General features: G+C 67.4%; 17 protein-coding genes. 11 read left to right on the top strand and 6 right to left on the bottom strand.

What is annotated here, in order from left to right; genetic code table 11:
- Nucleotides 1-27 precede the first annotated feature (27 nt).
- Together ASG27_RS22925 and ASG27_RS22920 are read left to right on the top strand one after the other, a co-directional pair.
- Nucleotides 28-1,224: an amino acid aminotransferase gene (locus ASG27_RS22925; protein WP_056421412.1), complete on the top strand. Its 1,197-nt coding sequence runs from the start codon at nt 28-30 to the stop codon at nt 1,222-1,224.
- A 1-nt stretch (nt 1,225) separates the two neighbouring features.
- On the top strand, nt 1,226-1,846 hold the full coding sequence (locus ASG27_RS22920) for a nucleotidyltransferase family protein (RefSeq protein WP_235504139.1): 621 nt from the start codon (nt 1,226-1,228) through the stop codon (nt 1,844-1,846).
- Nucleotides 1,847-1,877: 31 nt separating this feature from the next.
- Here ASG27_RS22920 and ASG27_RS22915 read toward each other — a convergent pair whose 3' ends face one another.
- Nucleotides 1,878-2,633 (bottom strand): CHASE3 domain-containing protein, encoded by a 756-nt coding sequence (locus ASG27_RS22915; protein ID WP_082486122.1) that lies wholly within the window; start codon nt 2,631-2,633, stop codon nt 1,878-1,880.
- Between the two features lie 299 nt (nt 2,634-2,932).
- Complete coding sequence (gene ygiD / locus ASG27_RS22910) at nt 2,933-3,793, bottom strand: 4,5-DOPA dioxygenase extradiol (protein WP_235504140.1); 861 nt, start codon at nt 3,791-3,793, stop codon at nt 2,933-2,935.
- Nucleotides 3,794-4,012: 219 nt separating this feature from the next.
- Between ygiD and ASG27_RS22905 the strand changes: the two genes are divergently transcribed.
- The 4 genes from ASG27_RS22905 (at nt 4,013) to ASG27_RS22890 (ending at nt 9,129) form a co-directional block, all read left to right on the top strand.
- Entirely contained in the window at nt 4,013-4,933 is a 921-nt protein-coding gene (locus ASG27_RS22905; RefSeq protein ID WP_056421415.1) for a CoA transferase, read from the top strand.
- Between the two features lie 14 nt (nt 4,934-4,947).
- Complete coding sequence (locus ASG27_RS22900) at nt 4,948-5,655, top strand: DUF1294 domain-containing protein (RefSeq protein ID WP_056421416.1); 708 nt, start codon at nt 4,948-4,950, stop codon at nt 5,653-5,655.
- Nucleotides 5,656-5,839: 184 nt separating this feature from the next.
- Nucleotides 5,840-6,307, top strand: coding sequence for a hypothetical protein (locus ASG27_RS22895; RefSeq protein WP_056421493.1), 468 nt, complete (start codon nt 5,840-5,842; stop codon nt 6,305-6,307).
- 323 nt (nt 6,308-6,630) lie between these two features.
- On the top strand, nt 6,631-9,129 hold the full coding sequence (locus ASG27_RS22890) for an EAL domain-containing protein (protein ID WP_235504141.1): 2,499 nt from the start codon (nt 6,631-6,633) through the stop codon (nt 9,127-9,129).
- Here the strand turns inward: ASG27_RS22890 and ASG27_RS22885 are convergent.
- Complete coding sequence (locus ASG27_RS22885; protein ID WP_056421417.1) at nt 9,113-11,536, bottom strand: YgiQ family radical SAM protein; 2,424 nt, start codon at nt 11,534-11,536, stop codon at nt 9,113-9,115. The two genes, ASG27_RS22890 and ASG27_RS22885, sit on opposite strands and share 17 nt — an antisense overlap.
- A 191-nt stretch (nt 11,537-11,727) precedes the next feature.
- On the opposite strand from ASG27_RS22885, the gene ASG27_RS22880 reads away from it, so the two are divergent.
- Nucleotides 11,728-12,711 (top strand): bifunctional helix-turn-helix transcriptional regulator/GNAT family N-acetyltransferase, encoded by a 984-nt coding sequence (locus ASG27_RS22880; RefSeq protein WP_056421418.1) that lies wholly within the window; start codon nt 11,728-11,730, stop codon nt 12,709-12,711.
- A gap of 131 nt (nt 12,712-12,842) precedes the next feature.
- Entirely contained in the window at nt 12,843-13,367 is a 525-nt protein-coding gene (locus ASG27_RS22875) for a GNAT family N-acetyltransferase (protein ID WP_056421419.1), read from the top strand.
- A 49-nt stretch (nt 13,368-13,416) separates the two neighbouring features.
- On the opposite strand, the gene ASG27_RS22870 is transcribed toward ASG27_RS22875, so the two are convergent.
- Nucleotides 13,417-13,611: a hypothetical protein gene (locus tag ASG27_RS22870; protein ID WP_056421420.1), complete on the bottom strand. Its 195-nt coding sequence runs from the start codon at nt 13,609-13,611 to the stop codon at nt 13,417-13,419.
- 364 nt (nt 13,612-13,975) lie between these two features.
- On the opposite strand from ASG27_RS22870, the gene ASG27_RS22865 reads away from it, so the two are divergent.
- The 3 genes from ASG27_RS22865 to ASG27_RS22855 all read left to right on the top strand — a co-directional run bounded on the left by ASG27_RS22865 (nt 13,976) and on the right by ASG27_RS22855 (nt 16,450).
- Nucleotides 13,976-14,563, top strand: a complete 588-nt coding sequence (locus tag ASG27_RS22865; protein ID WP_056421421.1) for an IMPACT family protein — start codon at nt 13,976-13,978, stop codon at nt 14,561-14,563.
- A gap of 87 nt (nt 14,564-14,650) precedes the next feature.
- Nucleotides 14,651-16,066, top strand: coding sequence for a dihydrolipoyl dehydrogenase (locus ASG27_RS22860; protein ID WP_056421422.1), 1,416 nt, complete (start codon nt 14,651-14,653; stop codon nt 16,064-16,066).
- Between the two features lie 168 nt (nt 16,067-16,234).
- Nucleotides 16,235-16,450 carry a YjfB family protein gene (locus ASG27_RS22855; protein ID WP_056421423.1) on the top strand — a complete coding sequence of 72 codons (216 nt, stop codon included), beginning with the start codon at nt 16,235-16,237 and terminating at the stop codon, nt 16,448-16,450.
- A gap of 145 nt (nt 16,451-16,595) precedes the next feature.
- Here the strand turns inward: ASG27_RS22855 and ASG27_RS22850 are convergent, their stop codons facing one another.
- Together ASG27_RS22850 and ASG27_RS22845 are read right to left on the bottom strand one after the other, a co-directional pair.
- Complete coding sequence (locus tag ASG27_RS22850; RefSeq protein ID WP_056421424.1) at nt 16,596-17,759, bottom strand: NAD(P)/FAD-dependent oxidoreductase; 1,164 nt, start codon at nt 17,757-17,759, stop codon at nt 16,596-16,598.
- Between the two features lie 42 nt (nt 17,760-17,801).
- Entirely contained in the window at nt 17,802-19,367 is a 1,566-nt protein-coding gene (locus ASG27_RS22845) for an amidase (RefSeq protein WP_056421425.1), read from the bottom strand.
- Nucleotides 19,368-19,381 lie beyond the last annotated feature (14 nt).

The raw sequence follows: 19,381 nt of genomic DNA, 5'->3' as shown, positions 1-19,381 counted from the left end.
GCTACTGACAACCTTTCAAGGATTTTCATGTCTCTGTTCACCGCCGTCGAAATGGCCCCCCGCGACCCCATCCTGGGCCTCAACGAGCAATTCAACGCTGACACCAACCCCAACAAGGTCAACCTGGGCGTCGGCGTTTATTTCGACGACAACGGCAAGCTGCCCCTGCTGCAGTGCGTGCAGGCCGCAGAAAAGACCATGATGTCCGCCCCGACCGCCCGCGGCTACCTGCCCATCGACGGCATCGTGGCGTATGACAACGCCGTCAAGAGCCTGGTGTTCGGCGCCGACAGCGAACCCGTCACGTCCGGCCGCGTGGCCACCGTGCAGGCCATCGGCGGCACCGGCGGCCTGAAGATCGGCGCCGACTTCCTCAAGAAGGTCAGCCCCAACGCCAAGGTCTTGATCTCCGACCCCAGCTGGGAAAACCACCGCGCCCTGTTCACCAACGCCGGCTTCGAAGTCGACACCTACGCCTACTATGACGCAGCCAAGCGCGGCGTGAACTTCGAAGGCTTCCTGGCCAGCCTGAACGCAGCCGCTGCCGGCACCATCGTCGTGCTGCACGCCTGCTGCCACAACCCCACCGGCTACGACATCACTCCCGAGCAATGGGACCAGGTGGTGGCCACCGTCAAGGCCAAGGGCCTGACACCCTTCCTCGACATGGCCTACCAGGGCTTTGGCCACGGCATCGCCGAAGACGGTGCCGTGATCCAGAAGTTCGTGGCCGCTGGCCTCACGTTCTTCGTGTCCACCTCGTTCTCCAAGAGCTTCAGCCTGTATGGCGAGCGCGTGGGCGGCCTGTCGGTGCTGTGCACGGACAAGGAAGAAGCCTCCCGCGTGCTGAGCCAGCTCAAGATCGTGATCCGCACCAACTACTCCAACCCGCCCATCCACGGTGGTGCGGTGGTGGCTGCGGTGCTGAACAACCCCGAGCTGCGCGCTCTGTGGGAAAAGGAGCTGTCCGAAATGCGCGTGCGCATCAAGGCCATGCGCCAGAAACTGGTCGATGGCCTCAAGGCTGCCGGCGTGAAGCAGGACATGAGCTTCATCACCACCCAGATCGGCATGTTCAGCTACTCGGGCCTGACCAAGGACCAGATGGTGCGCCTGCGCAATGAATTCGGCGTGTACGGCACGGACACCGGCCGCATGTGCGTGGCTGCGCTCAACAGCAAGAACATCGACTACGTGTGCCAGTCGATTGCCAAGGTGGTCTGACTTGGATGCTGAAGTGGCGCTCGAGCGCCGCTTTGTGACCGAAGCGCTCCAGAACCCGCACAACGCGGCCATTCTGGAGCGTTTGCCACTTCTGGGCCTGCCCGATGCCTGGCTGGTGGCCGGCTGCCTGTTCCAGACGGTGTGGAACCTGCGCTCCGGGTGGGCACCCACGGCGCACATCAAGGACTACGACCTGTTCTACTTCGACGCCGCTGACGTGTCGCAAGCCGCAGAGCACGCAGTGCAGGGCCGCGTCGCCGCCCTCTTCGCCGATCTGCCGATCACTGTGGAAGCCAAGAACCAGGCCCGGGTGCACTTGTGGTACGAGCAGTGGTTCGGCTTTCCTTACGACGCACTGCAGTCAGCCCGCAATGGCATCGAACGCTTTCTGGTGCCCTGCACCTGCGTGGGCTTGCAGCCGGGCGCGGCGGCCGGGGCACCCACGCTGTACGCGCCGTATGGCTTGGCAGAGTTGTATGCGGGCATCCTGCGGCCCAACCCGCAGTGCCCTCATCTGCCCCTGTTTCAGGCCAAGGCTGCGAGCTACCGCCATCGCTGGAGCTGGCTGCAGATTCAAGACGCTCAAGACACCAAGACACAGCGGGCCAGCCTGTCGCCCTGAGCGACGGAGCCAGGCGACTGATACGGCGGTCTCATCCGTTCAGCAGACGGCGCTTGCGCAGCTGGACCAGTGTGGCGGCCAGCACGATGCGCATCACGATGGAGAGCGCCGCCACATACATGCCCACCTTCATCAACTCACGCTCGCGCAATTTGGCAACGTCCTGCCGCTGGTTCAACAGCGACTTTTCGGTTCGCACCACTTCTTGCACCTCAGCGCGCACAGCGTCCATCAGTTGCTTGCCCTGGCCGGTGGCGATCTTCGCCCCTGCAGCGGAAAACCCATCCCTGCGCCGCAGCAAGATCACTTCCCGCAGCTCATCCAGCTTGCTGTCGATCAGGGACTCCAGCCTGTCCATCTGCGAATTCTGAATGGCGCTGCCTACCAACAGCGCGCGCAGCCGCTCGAACGCCGGCCCGGTGGCGCCCACCGCCTGCCGGTAAGGGTCCAGATAGCTGTCGTCACCGGTGATGACGAACCCGCGCTGCCCGGTCTCGGCGTCCTGCAGCAGGATGAAAAGCTGGTTGACCTCTCCCAGGACCCGATGGGTGTAGTCCACCTGCGAGCGGCTTTGCACCAGCTGTTCATGAAAATGGTAGGACAAGTAGGTCCCCAGCAGCACGACCATCGTCATCGGCAGCGCCGAGAAAACCGACCACACCATCACACGCCGCGGAGGCGCCTTGAACCGCCGGCTGCGCAGGCTGCGCAAGGGTTTTGTGACGAAACGGAACACTGAGCGTGCCCGACCTGGCACGGCTGGAGACCGGGGCAGCTGAAAATTCATGGCGTTGAACGGTAGGGAGGTACGCTAAAAGATGGGGGACGCCATGTGCACCGCATGCGGTGGATGCAGCAAGCACAACACTGCTCGCCGCCAAGATATGGCGACCCAAGGGCCCCCTCAGTCGGCAGGAAACCTGACAGGCTGTAGTCCGCGCGGCGGGCGCCCACGGAGGCCGCCACTGGCACCCAGGCGCTGCATCAACAACAGAGCGCAGCTGCATTGCGACAACGCAGTCGCAGGCCCAAGAGTGCCCGCCCCGTGCAGACGGGATCAACCTGCACGCGTGCCCAAAGAGTCGCTCAACCCCACAGCACCGACCGCATCGAGATCGACGCCGACTGGTAGCCCGTGTTGAAGAACCGCGGCATTTCGCTGGGCGCCACCGCGCCTGCAGCGTATAGCAGCGGCAGGTAATGCTCGTGCGTGGGGTGCGCCTGCTGCGCCACGGCGCCCAGTTTTTGAAAGTCCTGCAGGGCGCCAAGCTGGCCCTTCTTGATCTGGTCTTGCACCACCGTGTCGAACTCGGTGGCCCAGTCGTAGGCCTCGTTGGCGGCAGAGCCGCGGCGCGATGCGCGCAGGTTGTGCACGATGTTGCCGCTGCCGACAATCAACACGCCGCGGTCGCGCAGGCCCTTGAGCTGCTGGCCCAGCGCGTAGTGCTCGGCCGGGGCGCGGCTGTAGTCCATGGACAGCTGCAGCACCGGGATGTCCGCCTTGGGGAACATGGGCTTGAGCACCGACCAGGTACCGTGGTCCAGCCCCCACTCGCCTTCGTCCACCCCCAACGCGCCGCCCGTGGCAGGTGACTTCAACTCCTTGGCCAGGCTGCGCGCCACCGCCGGCGCGCCCGGTGCGGGGTACTGCTGGTCGAACAGCGCCTGCGGAAAGCCGCCGAAATCATGGATCGTCTTGGGCTGCGCCATGCCGGTGACCTGCCAGCCTCCCCGCGTGAGCCAGTGGGCCGACACGCACAGAATGAGCTGCGGCTGTACCGCGCGCGCCATCAACTCCGTGCCGGTGGCCTGCCAACTGCGGCGCCATGCGTTGTCCTCGATCGCGTTCATGGGACTTCCGTGGCCGACGAACAGCACCGGCATGCGGGGCGACGGCTTCAACGCCTGCAAGGGCGGCAAGCCGGCGGCGTGGCTCAAGGAAGTCATGGAGAAAGGTCCCGGAAAGGTGGCCAAGCCCGCCAGGGCCGCCAAAGAGGTTCTGCGTTGCATGGGGTCTGGGAGCGTAACAAATTATGTATAACGCAGAGAGGGAGCGCCCGCCCCCGCCAAAAGTTCCAGCCAGTGGCGGTGCCGATTCACACCTGTTGCGCCATCTCCGCCGTCTCCGCTAGCTCCCAGCCAAACCCCCAGCCAACGCCACGCCCCATGTCCGCTCGCACCGCCCACCTCGCAACCACCGATCAGCCTCAACCTCAGCCCCTGCGCAGCACCCGCATCTTGAGCCTGGCGCTCAACCTGCCCGGCCCTGCCGCACTGATGCGCTGCGCACGCCTGGGCGCGGAGTGCACCAAGCTCGAGCCGCCCCCGGCGACAGGCCACCCCAGTGCCGACCCGATGGGCATCTACAGCCCGGCGGCTTACGCCACGCTGCACGCTGGCGTGCGGGTGGTGCATGCGCACCTCAAGACCCCTGAAGGCCAGGCAGTACTGCATGAGGAACTGGCGCGCACGGATGTCCTGATCACGTCCTTTCGTCCATCGGCGCTGGGCAAGCTGGGCCTGGCGTGGGATGCACTGCAGGCGCGCTACCCGCGCCTGTCGCTGGTGCGCATCGTGGGCGCCGCGGCCGAACGGGCCGAGGAGCCTGGCCACGACCTTACCTACCTGGCCGACGCGGGCCTGGTGACCGGCACCGAGATGCCCCCGACGCTCTACGCCGACATGGGCGGTGCGCTGATGGCCAGCGAAGCCGTATTGCAGGCGCTGCTGGAGCGCGCCCGTACCGGCCACGGCGTGTGCATCGAGGTCGCACTGGCCGACGCTGCGGCATGGCTGGCCCAGCCCCGCGACTGGGGGCTCACCACCCCCGACGGCGATGTGGGCGGCCAGCATGCGGGCTACCGCATCTACCCCTGCGCCGACGGCCGCGTGGCCGTGGCCGCGCTGGAGCCGCACTTTGCCGCGCGTTTGTGCACCGCCGCAGGCCTGCCCGCGAGCGGTGATGCCGACGTACTGCGCGCACCCGCCACCCACCTGGCGGTGGCCGCGTTCCTGCGCACCCAGACACGGGCACAGCTCGATGCCCTGGCGGTGGCCCAGGACATTCCCCTGCACACCCTGGCCTGACGCACCCGAGACCGATGCAAAAACAAGGCACCGTCATCCGCTGGGACGCCACGCGCGCTTTCGGCTTCATCCGCAGCCCCGGCACGTCGGCCGATGTGTTCTTTCATCTGCGCGACTTTCGCGGGAGCGCGCCGCCCCGCGAAGGGCTGGCCGTCAACTACGAAGAAATCCATGTCGGTGACAAAGGGCCGAGGGCCATGGCCGTCGAGCCCGCGGGGCTGGCCCCCCGCAGCACAGACATGTCGCGCAACCCTCCAGCCCGGGACGCAGCGCGCCCCAGACCAGACCGCGGCAACCGCAATGCACCCCGCTCGAACCCGAGCCCAAGGGCCGCGCGCACCCGGGGCAGGCGCGGAGGTGGCCAGTCCGCATCGGCTGGCTTGGCACTGGCACTCACGTTCGGCTGGGTGTTGATGCTGGGGTGGGGCATCTCTGCACACCAGCTGCCGCTCGGCTGGACGCTGACTGCAGCCGTGGCGGTGAACGTGGTTACCTTCTGTGCCTATGCCGCCGACAAGAGCGCCGCCATGCATGGCCGCTGGCGCACGCAGGAAAAGCACCTGCACCTCCTCGGCCTGGCTGGCGGCTGGCCGGCCGCGTGGCTGGCCCAGCAGGTGCTGCGGCACAAATCGAGCAAGCCGGAGTTTCGCGCGGTCTACTGGCTGACCGTGGTGGTGCACTGCGCGGCGCTGGCGGCGTGGATCACGGGCCTGGGCCGTTGACCACGGCATCGCGCCGCCGGGCAATTGCTACTGTATTGATAGCTGATGGCGCTTATCCACTGAGCGTCTGGGGCCATTCAGGCACGACTGCGCTGCCTGACGGCAAAAAGGCCAGACGACCTACACGGCCGGATCCCGCCGCACGGTTCAATCCAGGCAGTTGAACCACTACCGGGAGATGGCCATGAAGCCCTTGATTCTTGATTCGTCCATGACCAACATGGGCGGCACCTTCTACCCCACCGGCCACGTTTTCGCGCTGTTCCCGGACGAAGACTGCGTGCGCCAGGCCGCCGCGTCCCTGCAGGCGGCTGGACATGAGGGCGACGCGGCCTACGCCAGCCCCGAGGTCATCATGCAGGACATCGTGCGCACGCTCGGCACGGCCGATGCCCCCCTGCCCTCCGTCGGCGCCGAAGGCGACATGGTCCGGCGCATTGCGGACCTGGCCGGGGCGGGACACCACGGCATGCTGGTGAAGATGGCGGACAAGGACAACGCCGATGCACTCGTGTCCGCCATCACCCCCGAAGGCGCAGTCGCCGCCTTCTACTACCGCACCTTCATCATCGAAGACCTGATCACCCCAGCCATCCCGGACGACCAGCAGTCCGTGACGGTAGGCACGCGCGCAGCGTCACCGGCGCCCTAACGCTAACTTCCAGCGCCCAGCGCCCGGGGCATCGAAGGCTTCGCCTTCGCCCCAGCGACCGGCCCATGGCAGCATGTCTGCCGCGGGCCGTTTCTCTTTGGGCTTGCACGGCAAGCACGCCAAGGGCCCAGGCGGCCGAGGGTCGGGGTTGCGCAAGCTTTGGTGCATTCGCCGCACGATCGCTATATAGTGCGTCGAGACCTTCCGTCAAGGCCCCCACGGCGCCCTGCAACCTGCGGAAGGCACAGCCAGCAAGGCCTGGTCAGCTTTTCGGGGCGCAGCACTGCAGGCCTCGGACCTGGGCCACGGCGGGAGATCAATCCATGGATGCGTCGCAGCCGATTGAGCGGAGCCCCCTGCAGCTGACATTGCGGCTGACCTGGCCATTCATTGCCATGGTGCTGCTGCTGGCCGCCTGCGCCACGGCCAGCCTCTATGTGCTGTCCAGCGTCCGCGCCTTCGTGGCCGGCGAGAGCGTGTGGACCAAAGGGCAAAAGGACGCCATCTACTACCTGGGCCAGTATGCGGCCAATGGCTCGCCCCAGGCATTCGAACGGTTCACGCAGGCCATGCAGATCCCGCTCGGGGATCGATCGGCGCGCCTGGCGCTGCAACCCGGACAAGTGCAGGTCGCGCTGGCGCGCGAGGGCTTTGCGCACGGCGGCAACCACCCGGACGACATCGACAGCCTCATCTGGCTGCTGCGCTACTTCCACCGCTTCGAGATAGTGCAAAAGCCGATGGAGTTCTGGCTGGTGGGCGACGAATACATCAACGCGCTGCGTGACCTGTCGCACGAGATCCGCCATGACACCGAGCTGGGCCAGGTGGACGAGATCACACGCGTGCACTGGCAGGCCACGATCCGCGACATCAATGCCGGCGTGACGCCTGTGGCCCGCAGTTTCAGCGAGGCACTGGGCGACAGCTCGCGCCGCATCGTGCAGATGCTGATGTGGCTCAACGGCGGCATGGCCGCCACCCTGATCCTGCTGACGCTGTGGCACACGCACACCTTGCTCGCACAGCGCCGCCGCGCCGAGCAGGCGCTGAGCGCCGAGCGTGAACAGGCCCGCACCACGCTCACCGCCATCGGCGATGCAGTGATCACCACCGACATCCGCGGCCAGATCGTCTACATGAACCCGGCGGCCGAAGTTCTGCTGGACCATGCTGCAGCGCCGTCAACAGGGCAGCCGCTCGCGGACATCCTGAAGTTCGACGGTGACGGCGGCCAGGTACCCACGGCCGCAGCTCTGGTGACCGACATCCTGCAGGCCGGTGCGGGCGGCCACAGCGGCAGCGTTTCGGCGGGCCCGGTGCACGCACCCTCCCACCGCACCATCGTGCGGCCCGACCAGACCGCCGTGCCCGTCAAGCTGATGGGCTCGGCACTGCGCCACCACGGCACGGTGACGGGTGCGGTGCTGGTGCTGCACGACGTCACGCGCGAGCAGCACTATGTCGAGCAGCTCTCCTGGCAGGCCAGCCACGATGCACTCACGGGCCTCGTCAACCGGCGCGAGTTCGAGCTGCGGCTCGACGCCCTGCTGCGCCGCCCGCGGCAGCCGGGCCGCGAAGGGTCCCTGCTCTACCTGGACCTGGACCAGTTCAAGCTCATCAACGACACCTGCGGCCACCAGGCCGGCGACGAGATGCTGCGGGAGGTCTGCCGCATGCTGCAAGCCCATCTGCGCGAAGGCGACACGCTGGCCCGGCTGGGCGGCGACGAGTTCGGCATCCTGCTCACGGACTGTCCCGCGGGGCCCTCGGCGCGCATTGCCGAACAGCTGCGCCAGGCCGGGCAGGACCTGCGGCTGGACTGGGAAGGCCAGCAGCTGACCACCGGCCTGTCCATCGGCATGGTGCAGCTCATCCCGGCCCTGAACTCCATCCAGGAGGCCATGCGCGTCGCCGACATGGCCTGCTACCGCGCCAAGGAAGGCGGGCGCAACCGGGTGTTCATCTACCAGCCCGAAGACATCGAGATGACCCGGCGCGAAGGCGACATGGACTGGGTGCGGCGCCTGCGCCTGGCGCTGGAGCATGGGCAATTCCAGTTGCACGCCCAGGCCATCCGCGCACTGCACACGCCCGGCGACGAAGGACTGCACATGGAGGTGCTGCTGCGCCTGTGCGATGAAGAGGGCGCGCTGGTGGCGCCCGGCGCCTTCATCCCCGCAGCCGAACACTACGGAATGATGCCCTCCATCGACCGCTGGGTGATCCACAACACGCTCAAGGCATTGGCACAGCACCAACGCACGCCGGGCGCGATGGCAGTGCACACCTGCGCCATCAACCTCTCGGGCACCAGCCTGGGGGACGACAGCCTGCTTAAGTACATCCGCACGGTCCTCACCGAATCAGGGGTGGAGCCTGCACTGCTGTGCTTCGAGATCACCGAGACCAGCGCGATATCGCACCTGCCCAACGCGGTGCGCCTGATGAAGGAACTGCAGCAACTGGGCTGCCGGTTTGCGCTGGACGACTTCGGCGCCGGGATGTCTTCCTTCACCTATCTCAAGCACCTGCCCGTGCACTATCTCAAGATCGACGGCGCCTTCGTGAAAGACCTGCTGCACGACCCGACCAGCCAGGCCATGGTGGAGATGGTGCACCGCATCGGCCATGTGATGGGCAAGCAGACCATTGCAGAGTTCGCGGAGTCTGACGCCATCGTGGACGCATTGCGGCTCATCGGCGTGGACTACGCGCAGGGGTATGCGGTGGCAAGGCCCGTGCCGCTGGCGCAACTGCTGCAGCTTCAGGGCACACCGGGCACATCGGGCACAAAGCAGCCGCCTAACGAGCTTTCTTGAATGGCTTGCCGCTGCCCTTGCCTGCGCCTGCGGCCGCAGGCCGGCCTGCGGGCGCCGTGCCAGAGCCCGTCACGCGCGGCGGCAAGCCCGTGTGCTGCGTCAGGATGCGGCCCTTGGTGGGCTGCTGCACGCTGCGCGATGCGGGCACCACGGCAGCCTTGGCGCCGGTGGGGGTCGAATTCTTGCGGCGGGCGCTCTGGTAGCCGCCATCGGTCAGCGGCTGGAAGGTCGGGATCAGGTGGTGCTTGCCATTGCCGATCAGGTCGGCCCGGCCCATGGCCTTGAGCGCATCGCGCAGCAGGGGCCAGTTGTTCGGGTCGTGGTAGCGCAAAAAGGCCTTGTGCAGGCGGCGGCGCTTGTCGCCGCGCACGATGTCCACCGCCTCGCTGTCGCGCGTGATCTTGCGCAGCGGGTTCTTGTTGCTGTGGTACATGGCCGTGGCCGTGGCCATAGGGCTCGGGTAGAAGGTCTGCACCTGGTCGGCACGGAAACCGTTCTTCTTGAGCCAGATGGCGAGGTTCATCATGTCCTCGTCGCTGGTGCCCGGGTGCGCGGCGATGAAGTACGGGATCAGGAACTGCTTCTTGCCCGCCTCTTCGCTGAACTTCTCGAACATCTGCTTGAACTTGTCATAGCTGCCGATGCCCGGCTTCATCATCTTGGTGAGCGGGCCCTGCTCGGTGTGCTCGGGCGCGATCTTGAGGTAGCCGCCCACGTGGTGCTGCACCAGCTCCTTCACGTATTCGGGGCTCTTCACCGCCAGGTCGTAGCGCAGGCCCGAGCCGATCAGGATCTTCTTGATGCCCTTCAAGGCACGGCCGCGGCGGTAGATCTTGATCAGCGGGTCGTGGTTGGTGCCCAGGTTGGAGCAGATGCCGGGGTACACGCAGCTGGGCTTGCGGCAGGCGGCCTCGATCTCGGGGCTCTTGCAGCCCAGGCGGTACATGTTGGCCGTGGGGCCGCCCAGGTCGCTGATGGTGCCGGTGAAGCCGCTCACCTTGTCGCGGATGTCCTCTATCTCCTGGATGATGGAATCCTCGGAGCGGCTCTGGATGATGCGGCCTTCGTGCTCGGTGATGGAGCAGAAGGTGCAGCCGCCAAAGCAGCCGCGCATGATGTTCACGCTGAAGCGGATCATCTCCCACGCGGGGATCTTGGTGCCGTGGTCGTGGCTGCCGTTCTCGTCGGCGTAGCTCGGGTGCGGGCCGCGCGCGTAGTGCAGGTCGAACACATAGTCCATCTCGGCCGTGGTCAGCGGAATGGGCGGCGGGTTGATCCAGACGTCGCGGGCGGTCACGCCCTCGCCGTGGGCCTGCACCAGCGCGCGGGCGTTGCCGGGGTTGGTCTCCAGGTGCAGCACGCGGTTGGCGTGGGCGTACAGCACCGGGTCGCTCTTGACCTGCTCGTAGCTGGGCAGGCGGATCACGCTCTTGTCGCGCGGCGGCACCTTGAGCTTGGCCTTGAGTGCCGGGTTGGCGACGAACTGGATGGGCTGGATCGCAGGGTTGGGGCTGTTTTGGCCGCTACCGCTTGCTGCGCCTGCGCCAGCAGCTATCGAATCAGGAGCATCGTCCTTGCTGCAGGTGCTGCCCTGCGCGGCGGCCTGCTCGCTGGTCGTCATGTAGGGGTTGACGTGCGCCTCCACGCGGCCGGGTTCGTCCACGCTGGTGGAGTCGATCTCGAACCAGCCCTTACCGCTCTCGTCGTCGGGCCGGCGCACGAAGGCGGTGCCGCGCACGTCGGTGATCTTCTCGACCGGCTCGCGCGCCGCGATGCGGTGCGCCACCTCGACCAGGGCACGCTCGGCGTTGCCGTACAGCAGCAGGTCGCACTTGGCGTCCACCACGATGGAGCGGCGCACCTTGTCGCTCCAGTAGTCGTAGTGGGCGATACGGCGCAGGCTGCCTTCGATGCCGCCCAGGATGATGGGCACGTCCTTGTAGGCCTCGCGGCAGCGCTGGCTGTAGACGATGGCGGCGCGGTCGGGGCGCTTGCCGCCGATGTCGCCGGGGGTGTAGGCGTCGTCGCTGCGGATCTTCCGGTCGGCGGTGTACCGGTTGATCATCGAATCCATGTTGCCCGCCGTCACGCCCCAGAACAGGTTGGGCTTGCCCAGCACCTTGAAGGGCTCGGCGCTCTGCCAATCAGGCTGGGCGATGATGCCCACGCGAAAGCCCTGGGCCTCCAGCGTGCGGCCGATGACGGACATGCCGAAGCTCGGGTGGTCGACATACGCGTCGCCGGTGACGAGGATGATGTCGCAGCTGTCCCAGCCCAGCTTGTCCATCTCGGCGCGGCTCATCGGCAAGAACGGGGCCGTGCCAAAGCGCTTGGCCCAGTACGGGCGGTAGCTGGTCAATGGCTTTGCGGCACGCGCAAAAAAGGAGACGTCGACGGGGGCGTTCATTCGGATGGGGAGCGCGGCCGGCCCATATGCGGATGGGGCCTCGTGGGGCGCGGCTGTGGTGGGTAACCCGCGATTTTACGTGAGTGGGCACTTTTTGTCGCCCCACAAACACTTCCCCCTCGTAATGGCAGGCTTGATGAAGGTTCGGCATATACTTGCTTTTGTCAATTAATTACATGACAAAGGCAATCATGGAGACCCCTACTTCCAACGCCAGCAGCTCGACCAGCGACCCACCGAACGCGCCTCCTGTCGCGCCGGAGGCTGTGAAGGCCGTGCGCCGGTTCAACCGTTTCTTCACCCGCCGCGTGGGCGTGCTCGACCCGTACCTGGGCAGCGACCTGTCATTGACCGACGTGCGCGTGCTCTATGAACTGGCCCACCGCGACATGCCGGTGGCCAGCGAGCTGGCGCGCGACCTGGGCCTGGATGGCGGCTACCTGAGCCGCATCCTGCGCCGCTTCGAAGCCACGGGCTGGATCAGCCGCAGCGCCAGCACCCGGGACGCGCGCCAGAGCGTGCTGACCCTGACCGCCGCCGGGCGCGCGGCGTTCGAGCCGCTGCAGCAGCGCTCGCGCGACGAAGCCGCCGCCCTGCTCGCCCCCCTGCCCCCGGCCCGGCGCCAGGAGGTGGTGGACGCCATGCAGCGCATCGAGGCATTGCTCGCCCCGGCATCCACACCGCAAGGCCCCGCCAAGGTAGCCGTGCTGCGCGACCCTGTACCGGGCGACATGGGCTGGGTGGTACAGCAGCATGGCGAGACCTACTGGCGCGAGTACGGCTGGGACGCCCGCTTCGAGGCCCTGGTGGCCGACATCGCCGCGCAGTTCGTGACGAAATTCCAGCCACAGTGGGAGCGCTGCTGGATCGCGGAGCTTGACGGCGAGCGCGTGGGTGCCGTGTTCGTGGTGCGCAAGTCCCCTACTGTGGCGCAGCTGCGCATGCTGATCCTGTCGCCCAAGGCCCGGGGGCTGGGTCTGGGCGCGCGCCTGACCGACGAATGCATCGCCTTTGCCCGCGCCAAGGGCTACAAGAAAATGGTGCTGTGGACCAACAGCTGCCTGGCTGCGGCGCGTGGCATCTATGCCAAACGCGGCTTCCAGTTGGCCCAGTCGGAGCCGTACGAAGGGTTTGGGCAGCAACTGGTGGGAGAGCACTGGGAACTCAAACTCTGAACCGGTGAAGCGTTCTGACGCTTCTAGCCGGTGGACTGCAGTGCCATCCGGGCTTTGGCGGCGCACGGCCGGCGTGGCGATGGCCGCGCACGCATGCCATCATGGCGTCCCACTGCCTTGCCATCGCACCCATGACGACCGCCAGCCCCACCACCTTGATCCGACCCGTCAGCGCCGGCGATGACCTGCAGCGGCTGACCCACCTCATACACACGGCCTACGCGCCCCATGCGGCGCGGGGCCTGCGGTACTGGGGAACCCACCAGTCGGTGGAGGACACGGCCAAGCGATTCGCATCCGGGACCGGGCTCGTGATGCTGGAGGGCGATGAATACGTCGGGACCATCACGCTGCGGCCACCCCAGCCTGCCTCCCCGGTGGCCCTGTACCGGGAGCCCGGCGTGTGGACCTTCTGCCAGTTCTGCATCTCGCCCGATGCCAAGGGTCGGGGGTACGGCGGCCAGCTGCATGCACATGCCACTGCGTTTGCACGGCAGGCGGGCGCCCAGGTCATGGGTCTGGATACCGCCCAGCCCGCGTCCACGCTGATTGCGATGTACGAGTCTTGGGGCTATCGGGTGGTGGGGGAGTGCGACTGGCGGCCCTTGACCAACTACACCAGCGTGGTCATGTCACGCCAGCTGGTGGGCGGCTGAACGCCCCGCAGCGCGCCAAAAAGGCTGCAGCCGCAAAAGGCAGGCCTGCCTACCACTCGCCCGTTTCGCGCACACGCTGCGCCAGGTCCGGCACCGCGTCGTCCACTGCGGCATCGCTCATTGCCAGCGGCGACACGGCGGCCTCTGCGCCCGCGGCGGGTGCTGCAGAGCGGGACATGAACCTGCCGAACACGTGGCTGGTCAGGGTTTCGTGCAAAGGCGCGATGAGAGGAATGGCGAACATGGCGGTTCCTTTGTGCCTTCGCTAGGCCGAGTGCCGGCAACCTGGCCGACACCACCGCTTATCGCAAGCAACGCAGAGAGATCGAATGAACTGAAAAATGAAGCGAAGAAGGTCTTCAACACGCTTCAAAAAACGTAGCGCGAGCTTAGACCGCAGCCACAAAAATCCAGTGTAGGAACAGATGCCATCTGCGAGTGTGACCAAACGCACACTCTGAGACGCCATGTGAACAGCGGTGAAAAACAGGCGCGCGCCTGTGGCATTCGCCCCACACCCTGCCGATGCCGCACGCTCAGCCCATGCGCACGGGGCGCATCGGCCAGCGCACGGCCGGCAGCGTGACGCGCCGTAAACTCACCGCCCCATGCCCTACACACTGGCTGCGCCCGCGCACAGCGATATCACCATCAAGAAAAGCCGCTTCATCGGCTGCGTGCAGCCGATGCCCGACCGGGCCAGCGCGCAGGCGGCGGTCGACGCGCTGTGGCAGCAGCACCCCGGCGCGGCGCACATCTGCTGGGCGCTGCTGGCGGGCGGGCAGTCTGCGGCGGTGGATGACGGCGAGCCGGGCGGCACCGCCGGGCGCCCCATGCTCGACGTGCTGCGCCACCAGGACCTGGAAGGCGTGCTCGCCACCGTGGTGCGCTACTTCGGTGGCGTGAAGCTGGGCGCGGGTGGCCTGGTGCGCGCCTACACCGACGCGGTGGCGCAAGCCCTGCTCACCGCGCCCAAGGTGACGCTGCAGCGCATGGCCACGCTGCAGTGCCAGGTGCCCTACTCGCTCGAAGGGCTTCTGCGCCGCGAGATCGAGGCGGCCGGGGCCGAGCTGGGCGAGGTCGGACACGGCTCCCTGGTCACCCTGCAGCTGCGCCTGCCCGAGACGCAGGCAGCCGGCTTCGTGCGGCGCATCAACGACATCGGTCAGGGCCGCGTCGGCTGGACCGAACCCTGAGAGCCAGAAATGCCTGTGCGCCTACACCGCACCGGCCGGGGCCTGCCGCACACTCCTCGCACCAAGGTTTGCCTAGGAGCCCACCCCATGAGCGAACCGCTCGACACCATCATCATCGGCGCCGGCACCGCCGGCCTGGCTGCCCTGCGCGAGGTGCGCAAGCGCACCAGCCGCTACCTCATCGTCAATGACGGTCCCTGGGGCACCACGTGTGCCCGCGTGGGGTGCATGCCGTCCAAGACCCTCATCGAAGCCGCCAATGCCTTCCACCGCCGCCATGCGTTCGAAGAATTCGGGATACGCGGTGGCGATGCGCTGAGCGCCGACATCCCCGCCGTATTGCAGCGTGTGCGCGCCCTGCGCGACGATTTCGTGGCCGGCGTGATGAAAGCCACCGACAACCTGGGCCACGCTAGCATCTCGGGCCGCGCCACACTGCTGGGGCCCGGCACGGTGGACATCGACGGCAAGGTCTACCAGGCCAACAGCATCGTCATCGCCACCGGATCGCGCCCCAAGGTGCCCGAGGAATGGCTCGCCTTTGGCGACCGCATGCTGACCACCGACACGCTGTTCGAGCAAGCCTCATTGGGCCCGCGGATCGCCGTGGTCGGCATGGGCGCCATTGGCGTAGAGCTGTCGCAGGCGCTGGCGCGTCTGGGCCTGCAGGTGGCCGCATTCAGCACCGGCGACACCCTGGCGGGGCTGAGCGACCCCGGCCTCAACGAAGAACTGGCCGCGCTGCTCAAGCAAGACATGGTGCTGCACACCGGCGAACCCGCCGAGCTGCGCGAAGTGGCCGGTGGCATCGAGGTCTCCAGCGGACCGAACCGGGTGGTGGTGGACCAGGTGATCGCCGCCATGGGCCGCACACCCAACATCGAACACCTGGGGCTGGAGACCCTGGGGGTGCCGCTGGACAAGCGCGGCCTGCCGCAGGTGGACCCGAAAACGCTGCAGGTCGGCAACCTGCGGGTGTTCATGCCCGGCGACGCCAACACGCAGGTTCCGCTGCTGCACGAGGCCGCGGACGAAGGCCACATCGCCGGCATGAACGCCATGGCCGACACGCCCACGCGGTTCCAGCGCCGCACGCCGCTGGCCATCGTGTTCTGCGACCCTAACATTGCCACTGTGGGCCAGCGCCTGGAAGACCTCGACCCAACCCACACCGTGACGGGCACCGTGAGCTTTGCCGACCAGGGCCGCGCCCGGGCCGCCATGCACAACCACGGGCAGCTACTCGTCCACGTCGACAAGGCCACGGGCCGTCTGCTGGGCGCGGAGCTGTGCGCACCCGATGGCGAGCACTTGGCCCACCTGCTGGCGCTCGCCATCCATCGGGAGCTCACCGTGCAGTGCCTACTGGGGATGCCTTTCTATCACCCCACGCTGGAGGAAGGCCTGCGCACGGCACTGCGGGAGGTGGCGCGCCAGTTGCCGGACGGATCGGCGTCCGACCTGGCCACATGTGGCGGTCTGGGCGTGCCTGCGCTCGACTGAGAGCGGCTCACAAAACTCTTACTGCCTGCGACCCGGCGCATGGCCAGAATCGCTTTGCCGAGTTTTGCTGTCCGCTCCCAGCCGCGGGGCCAGGGTGTCACACAAGGTAACAGGCCTCAAGTCTCGGCCTGACCTGCCGATACGGAACCATCAACCCAAGGAACCGCCATGGACGTCGCACTCGCCAACAGCATCGTCAGCACCGCCACCTCCCTGGCCAGCGCCAAGACATCGGACGCCCTGAACATGGTGGTGCTGAAGAAAGCGCTGGACATACAGGCCGTGTCCGCCTCCACCCTGCTGGACGCCATGCAGCAATCGATGCCTCAGCCAGCGCTGGCCACATCGGGCACGCTGGGCACCCAAGTCAACACCTTCGCCTGAGCACGGATGTCGGCTGAGATTCAGCCAGGCAAACCTGCGTATTCCCAGAGCACATCGCAGCGCTGAGCCGATGCGCATAGCGCTCAGCCCACATTGCCCAGTTGCTTAAACCCCTACAGCAGGCGTTCGCAACTCCATCCCCGCTCTACCGCAGCCGCGCGGGCGACAGCGCCTCCGGTACCACCCCCTCTCGCACCAGGTCATCGCCCAGCGGCTCGCCACGCAGCAACTGGCACGCCAGCAGCGATGCGCCCGCCGCGCTCTGAATGCCGTAACCGCCCTGCCCCGCCAGCCAGAAAAAGCGGGGCACGTGATTGTCCCAGCCGATCACCATGTCGCCGTCCGGCACGAACGAGCGCAAGCCCGCCCAGGTGTGCGATGGGCGGCGAATCTGGAACCGTGTCATTTCTTCGATGTGATAGATGCCGGTGGCGACGTCCAGCTCTTCGGGCACCACATCGTGCGGGTGCGTGGGGTCGGCATTGGCAGGCGAGCCCAGCAGTTGGCCGGCGTCGGGCTTGAAGTAAAAGCTTTCGTCGATACCGATCACCGCAGGCCAGCTGCTGGCGTCCATGCCCTCTGGCACGGCAAAGGTGAAAGCCGTGCGGCGGCGCGGCTCCAGGCCGATGGGCGGCACGCCCGCCAGAGCGGCCACCACGTCGGCCCAGGCCCCGGCGGCATTCACGAGGGTGCGGGCCTGCAGCGTGCGGCCATCGGCCAGGGTGATGTGCCATGTCTCCCCCGCCCAGGCCAGGGCCGTGACTTCGGCGCCCGTCAGCACCTGCCCGCCGCGCTGGCGCAGGCCGCGCAGGTAGCCCTGGTGCAGGGCGTGCACATCGATGTCGGCTGCTTCGGGCTCGCTCATGCCCGCCGCCACGGCGTCGGGCTTCAGGCACGGCAGCAGCGCCATCAACGCCGCGTGGTCCACCCACTCCACATTGGGCGACGCTGCGCGGGCGTCGTCGTAAGCCTGCTGCAGCAAGTCGAGCTGCCCGGGCCCCGCGACGTACACCACACCCCGTGGCGACAGGATGGGCGTGTCGCCAAACTCGGGCGGCGGCGCGTCGTAGAACCCGCGGCTCGCGCGGGTCAGCGCCTGGATGTTGGGCGTGCCGTACGTCGCCATGTACAGCGCGGCCGACCGCCCGGTGGTGTGGTAGCCGGGCTGCGATTCGCGCTCCAGCAGCAGCACGCGGGTGGCCGCGTCCGCATCGCCTGCACCGGTGGCCGCGGCCGCCAGTTGCCAGGCCACGGAGGCACCGGCAATGCCCGCACCGATCACCACATGGTCGTATGTCACAGAGTCCATGGCCTGTCCTTCGTTGCCTTCATGGTGGAGCACTGGCGCTGGTCACACCGCCGACACCGCGGCCTGTGACGCCACCCGGTCTTCGCGCGGCAGGCTGCGGGCGTCCCTTGGGTCGGGTGCACCGGTGACGATGGAGGTCAGTGCAGGCTCGGCCCGCGTGCCCTGCAGCTTGGCCAGGTCCGGGCGCGGTCGCGCCAGCCCCGGGATGCCCTTGAACGCCTGCTCCAGCGCATGCCCCACGCCCAACGTGTGCCGGTCGGCCCTGAAACGCCCGACGATCTGCAAGCCGAACGGCATGCCCGCATCATCCAGCCCGCACGGCAGGCTGAGCGCGGGGTGGGTGGTGAGCGTGGTGACGTACGTCAGCGCCAACCAGCGGTAGTAGTTGGCCTGCGGCTCGCCGTTGATGTGGCTGGCAAAAAGCTGCACCCACGGGAACGGCGACACCGGCGTGGTAGGCGCCAGAATCACATCGTAGTGCTCGTACAGCTTCTGGAACCGCGCCAGGATGCGCGTCTGCTCGGCCTGGGCCCAGGCGCTGTCGAGCAGCGTCATGGTGGCGCCCAGTTCGTAGTTGGCGCGGGTGTTGGGCCCCAGGCTGGCGGGGTCGCGCTCATACGCCTCGCGCGTGCTGGCCACGAAAGCCTCGGCGCGCAGCACGTCGAAGCAGCGGTGCACGTCGCCCAGGTCCACATCGATGGCGTCGCAGCTGCCAAACAAGTGCTTCATGGCCTGCACCTTGCGGCGGAACACGGCGCGAATGCCGTCGTCCACGGCGCAGGCGCCGAAGTCTTCGGTGTACGCCACGCGCAAGCCGCCCAGGTCCACGCCTTCAGGCAGCAGAAAGCTCATCGGGTCGAGCGGGTAGGTCAGCGGGTCGCCCGCCGACAGCCCTGCGGTGGCGGCCAGTTGCAGGCAGGCCTCTTCGACCGTGCGGCCCATGGGCCCCACCACCGAGATGGGCGTGAAGGCCAGCAGCTTGCGCGAGCTGGGCACCACGCCGGGCGATGGCCGAAAACCCACCACGCCGCATTTGGCGGCCGGAATGCGCAGCGAGCCCCCCGTGTCCGACCCTGTGCACACGGGCAGCATGTCGCAGGCCAGCGCCGCGGCCGAGCCGCCCGAGGAGCCGCCCGCGTTCAGGTTGGGGTTGAACGGGTTGCCCGTGGCGCCCCACACCGTGTTGCGCGAATTGGCGCCAGCACCCATTTCCGGGATGTTGGTCTTGCCGGTGACGATGGCGCCCGCCGCGCGCAGCCGGGCCACCAGCACGTTGTCTTCGGCCGGGATGTTGCTGCGGTAGATCTCCGAACCGTAGGTGGTCAGCAGCCCGGCCGTGGCCTCCAGGTCCTTCACACCCAGCGGCAGGCCGTGCAGCAGGCCCAGCGGCTCGCCGCGCAGCACGGCCTGCTCGGCGGCCTGGGCCTCGGTGCGGGCACGGTCGTAGCAGGTGGCGGTGATGGCGTTCACATGCGGGTTGATCGCCTCGATGCGTTCGATGCAGGCATCGAGCAGTTCGACGGGCGATACCTCGCGGGTGCCGATGCGGTGGCGCAGTTCGTTGGCTGTCAGCTCGACCAGGGTGCTCCGGTTGCTTTGTGTGCTCATGTCAGGCTTGTCTC

The organism is Acidovorax sp. Leaf191, from assembly GCF_001424425.1.
Classification (GTDB): domain Bacteria; phylum Pseudomonadota; class Gammaproteobacteria; order Burkholderiales; family Burkholderiaceae_C; genus Acidovorax.
Note: the sequence above shows the minus strand (reverse complement) of the source record. Positions and strands in the feature narration are given on the sequence as shown.

Coding starts and splice junctions, on each gene's coding strand:
- ASG27_RS22925 (WP_056421412.1), top strand. CDS start 28: ATGTCTCTGTTCACCGCCGTCGAAATGGCCCCCCGCGACCCCATCCTG.
- ASG27_RS22915 (WP_082486122.1), bottom strand. CDS start 2,633: ATGAATTTTCAGCTGCCCCGGTCTCCAGCCGTGCCAGGTCGGGCACGC.
- ygiD (WP_235504140.1), bottom strand. CDS start 3,793: ATGACTTCCTTGAGCCACGCCGCCGGCTTGCCGCCCTTGCAGGCGTTG.
- ASG27_RS22905 (WP_056421415.1), top strand. CDS start 4,013: ATGTCCGCTCGCACCGCCCACCTCGCAACCACCGATCAGCCTCAACCT.
- ASG27_RS22900 (WP_056421416.1), top strand. CDS start 4,948: ATGCAAAAACAAGGCACCGTCATCCGCTGGGACGCCACGCGCGCTTTC.
- ASG27_RS22895 (WP_056421493.1), top strand. CDS start 5,840: ATGAAGCCCTTGATTCTTGATTCGTCCATGACCAACATGGGCGGCACC.
- ASG27_RS22890 (WP_235504141.1), top strand. CDS start 6,631: ATGGATGCGTCGCAGCCGATTGAGCGGAGCCCCCTGCAGCTGACATTG.
- ASG27_RS22885 (WP_056421417.1), bottom strand. CDS start 11,536: ATGAACGCCCCCGTCGACGTCTCCTTTTTTGCGCGTGCCGCAAAGCCA.
- ASG27_RS22880 (WP_056421418.1), top strand. CDS start 11,728: ATGGAGACCCCTACTTCCAACGCCAGCAGCTCGACCAGCGACCCACCG.
- ASG27_RS22875 (WP_056421419.1), top strand. CDS start 12,843: ATGACGACCGCCAGCCCCACCACCTTGATCCGACCCGTCAGCGCCGGC.
- ASG27_RS22870 (WP_056421420.1), bottom strand. CDS start 13,611: ATGTTCGCCATTCCTCTCATCGCGCCTTTGCACGAAACCCTGACCAGC.
- ASG27_RS22865 (WP_056421421.1), top strand. CDS start 13,976: ATGCCCTACACACTGGCTGCGCCCGCGCACAGCGATATCACCATCAAG.
- ASG27_RS22860 (WP_056421422.1), top strand. CDS start 14,651: ATGAGCGAACCGCTCGACACCATCATCATCGGCGCCGGCACCGCCGGC.
- ASG27_RS22855 (WP_056421423.1), top strand. CDS start 16,235: ATGGACGTCGCACTCGCCAACAGCATCGTCAGCACCGCCACCTCCCTG.
- ASG27_RS22850 (WP_056421424.1), bottom strand. CDS start 17,759: ATGGACTCTGTGACATACGACCATGTGGTGATCGGTGCGGGCATTGCC.
- ASG27_RS22845 (WP_056421425.1), bottom strand. CDS start 19,367: ATGAGCACACAAAGCAACCGGAGCACCCTGGTCGAGCTGACAGCCAAC.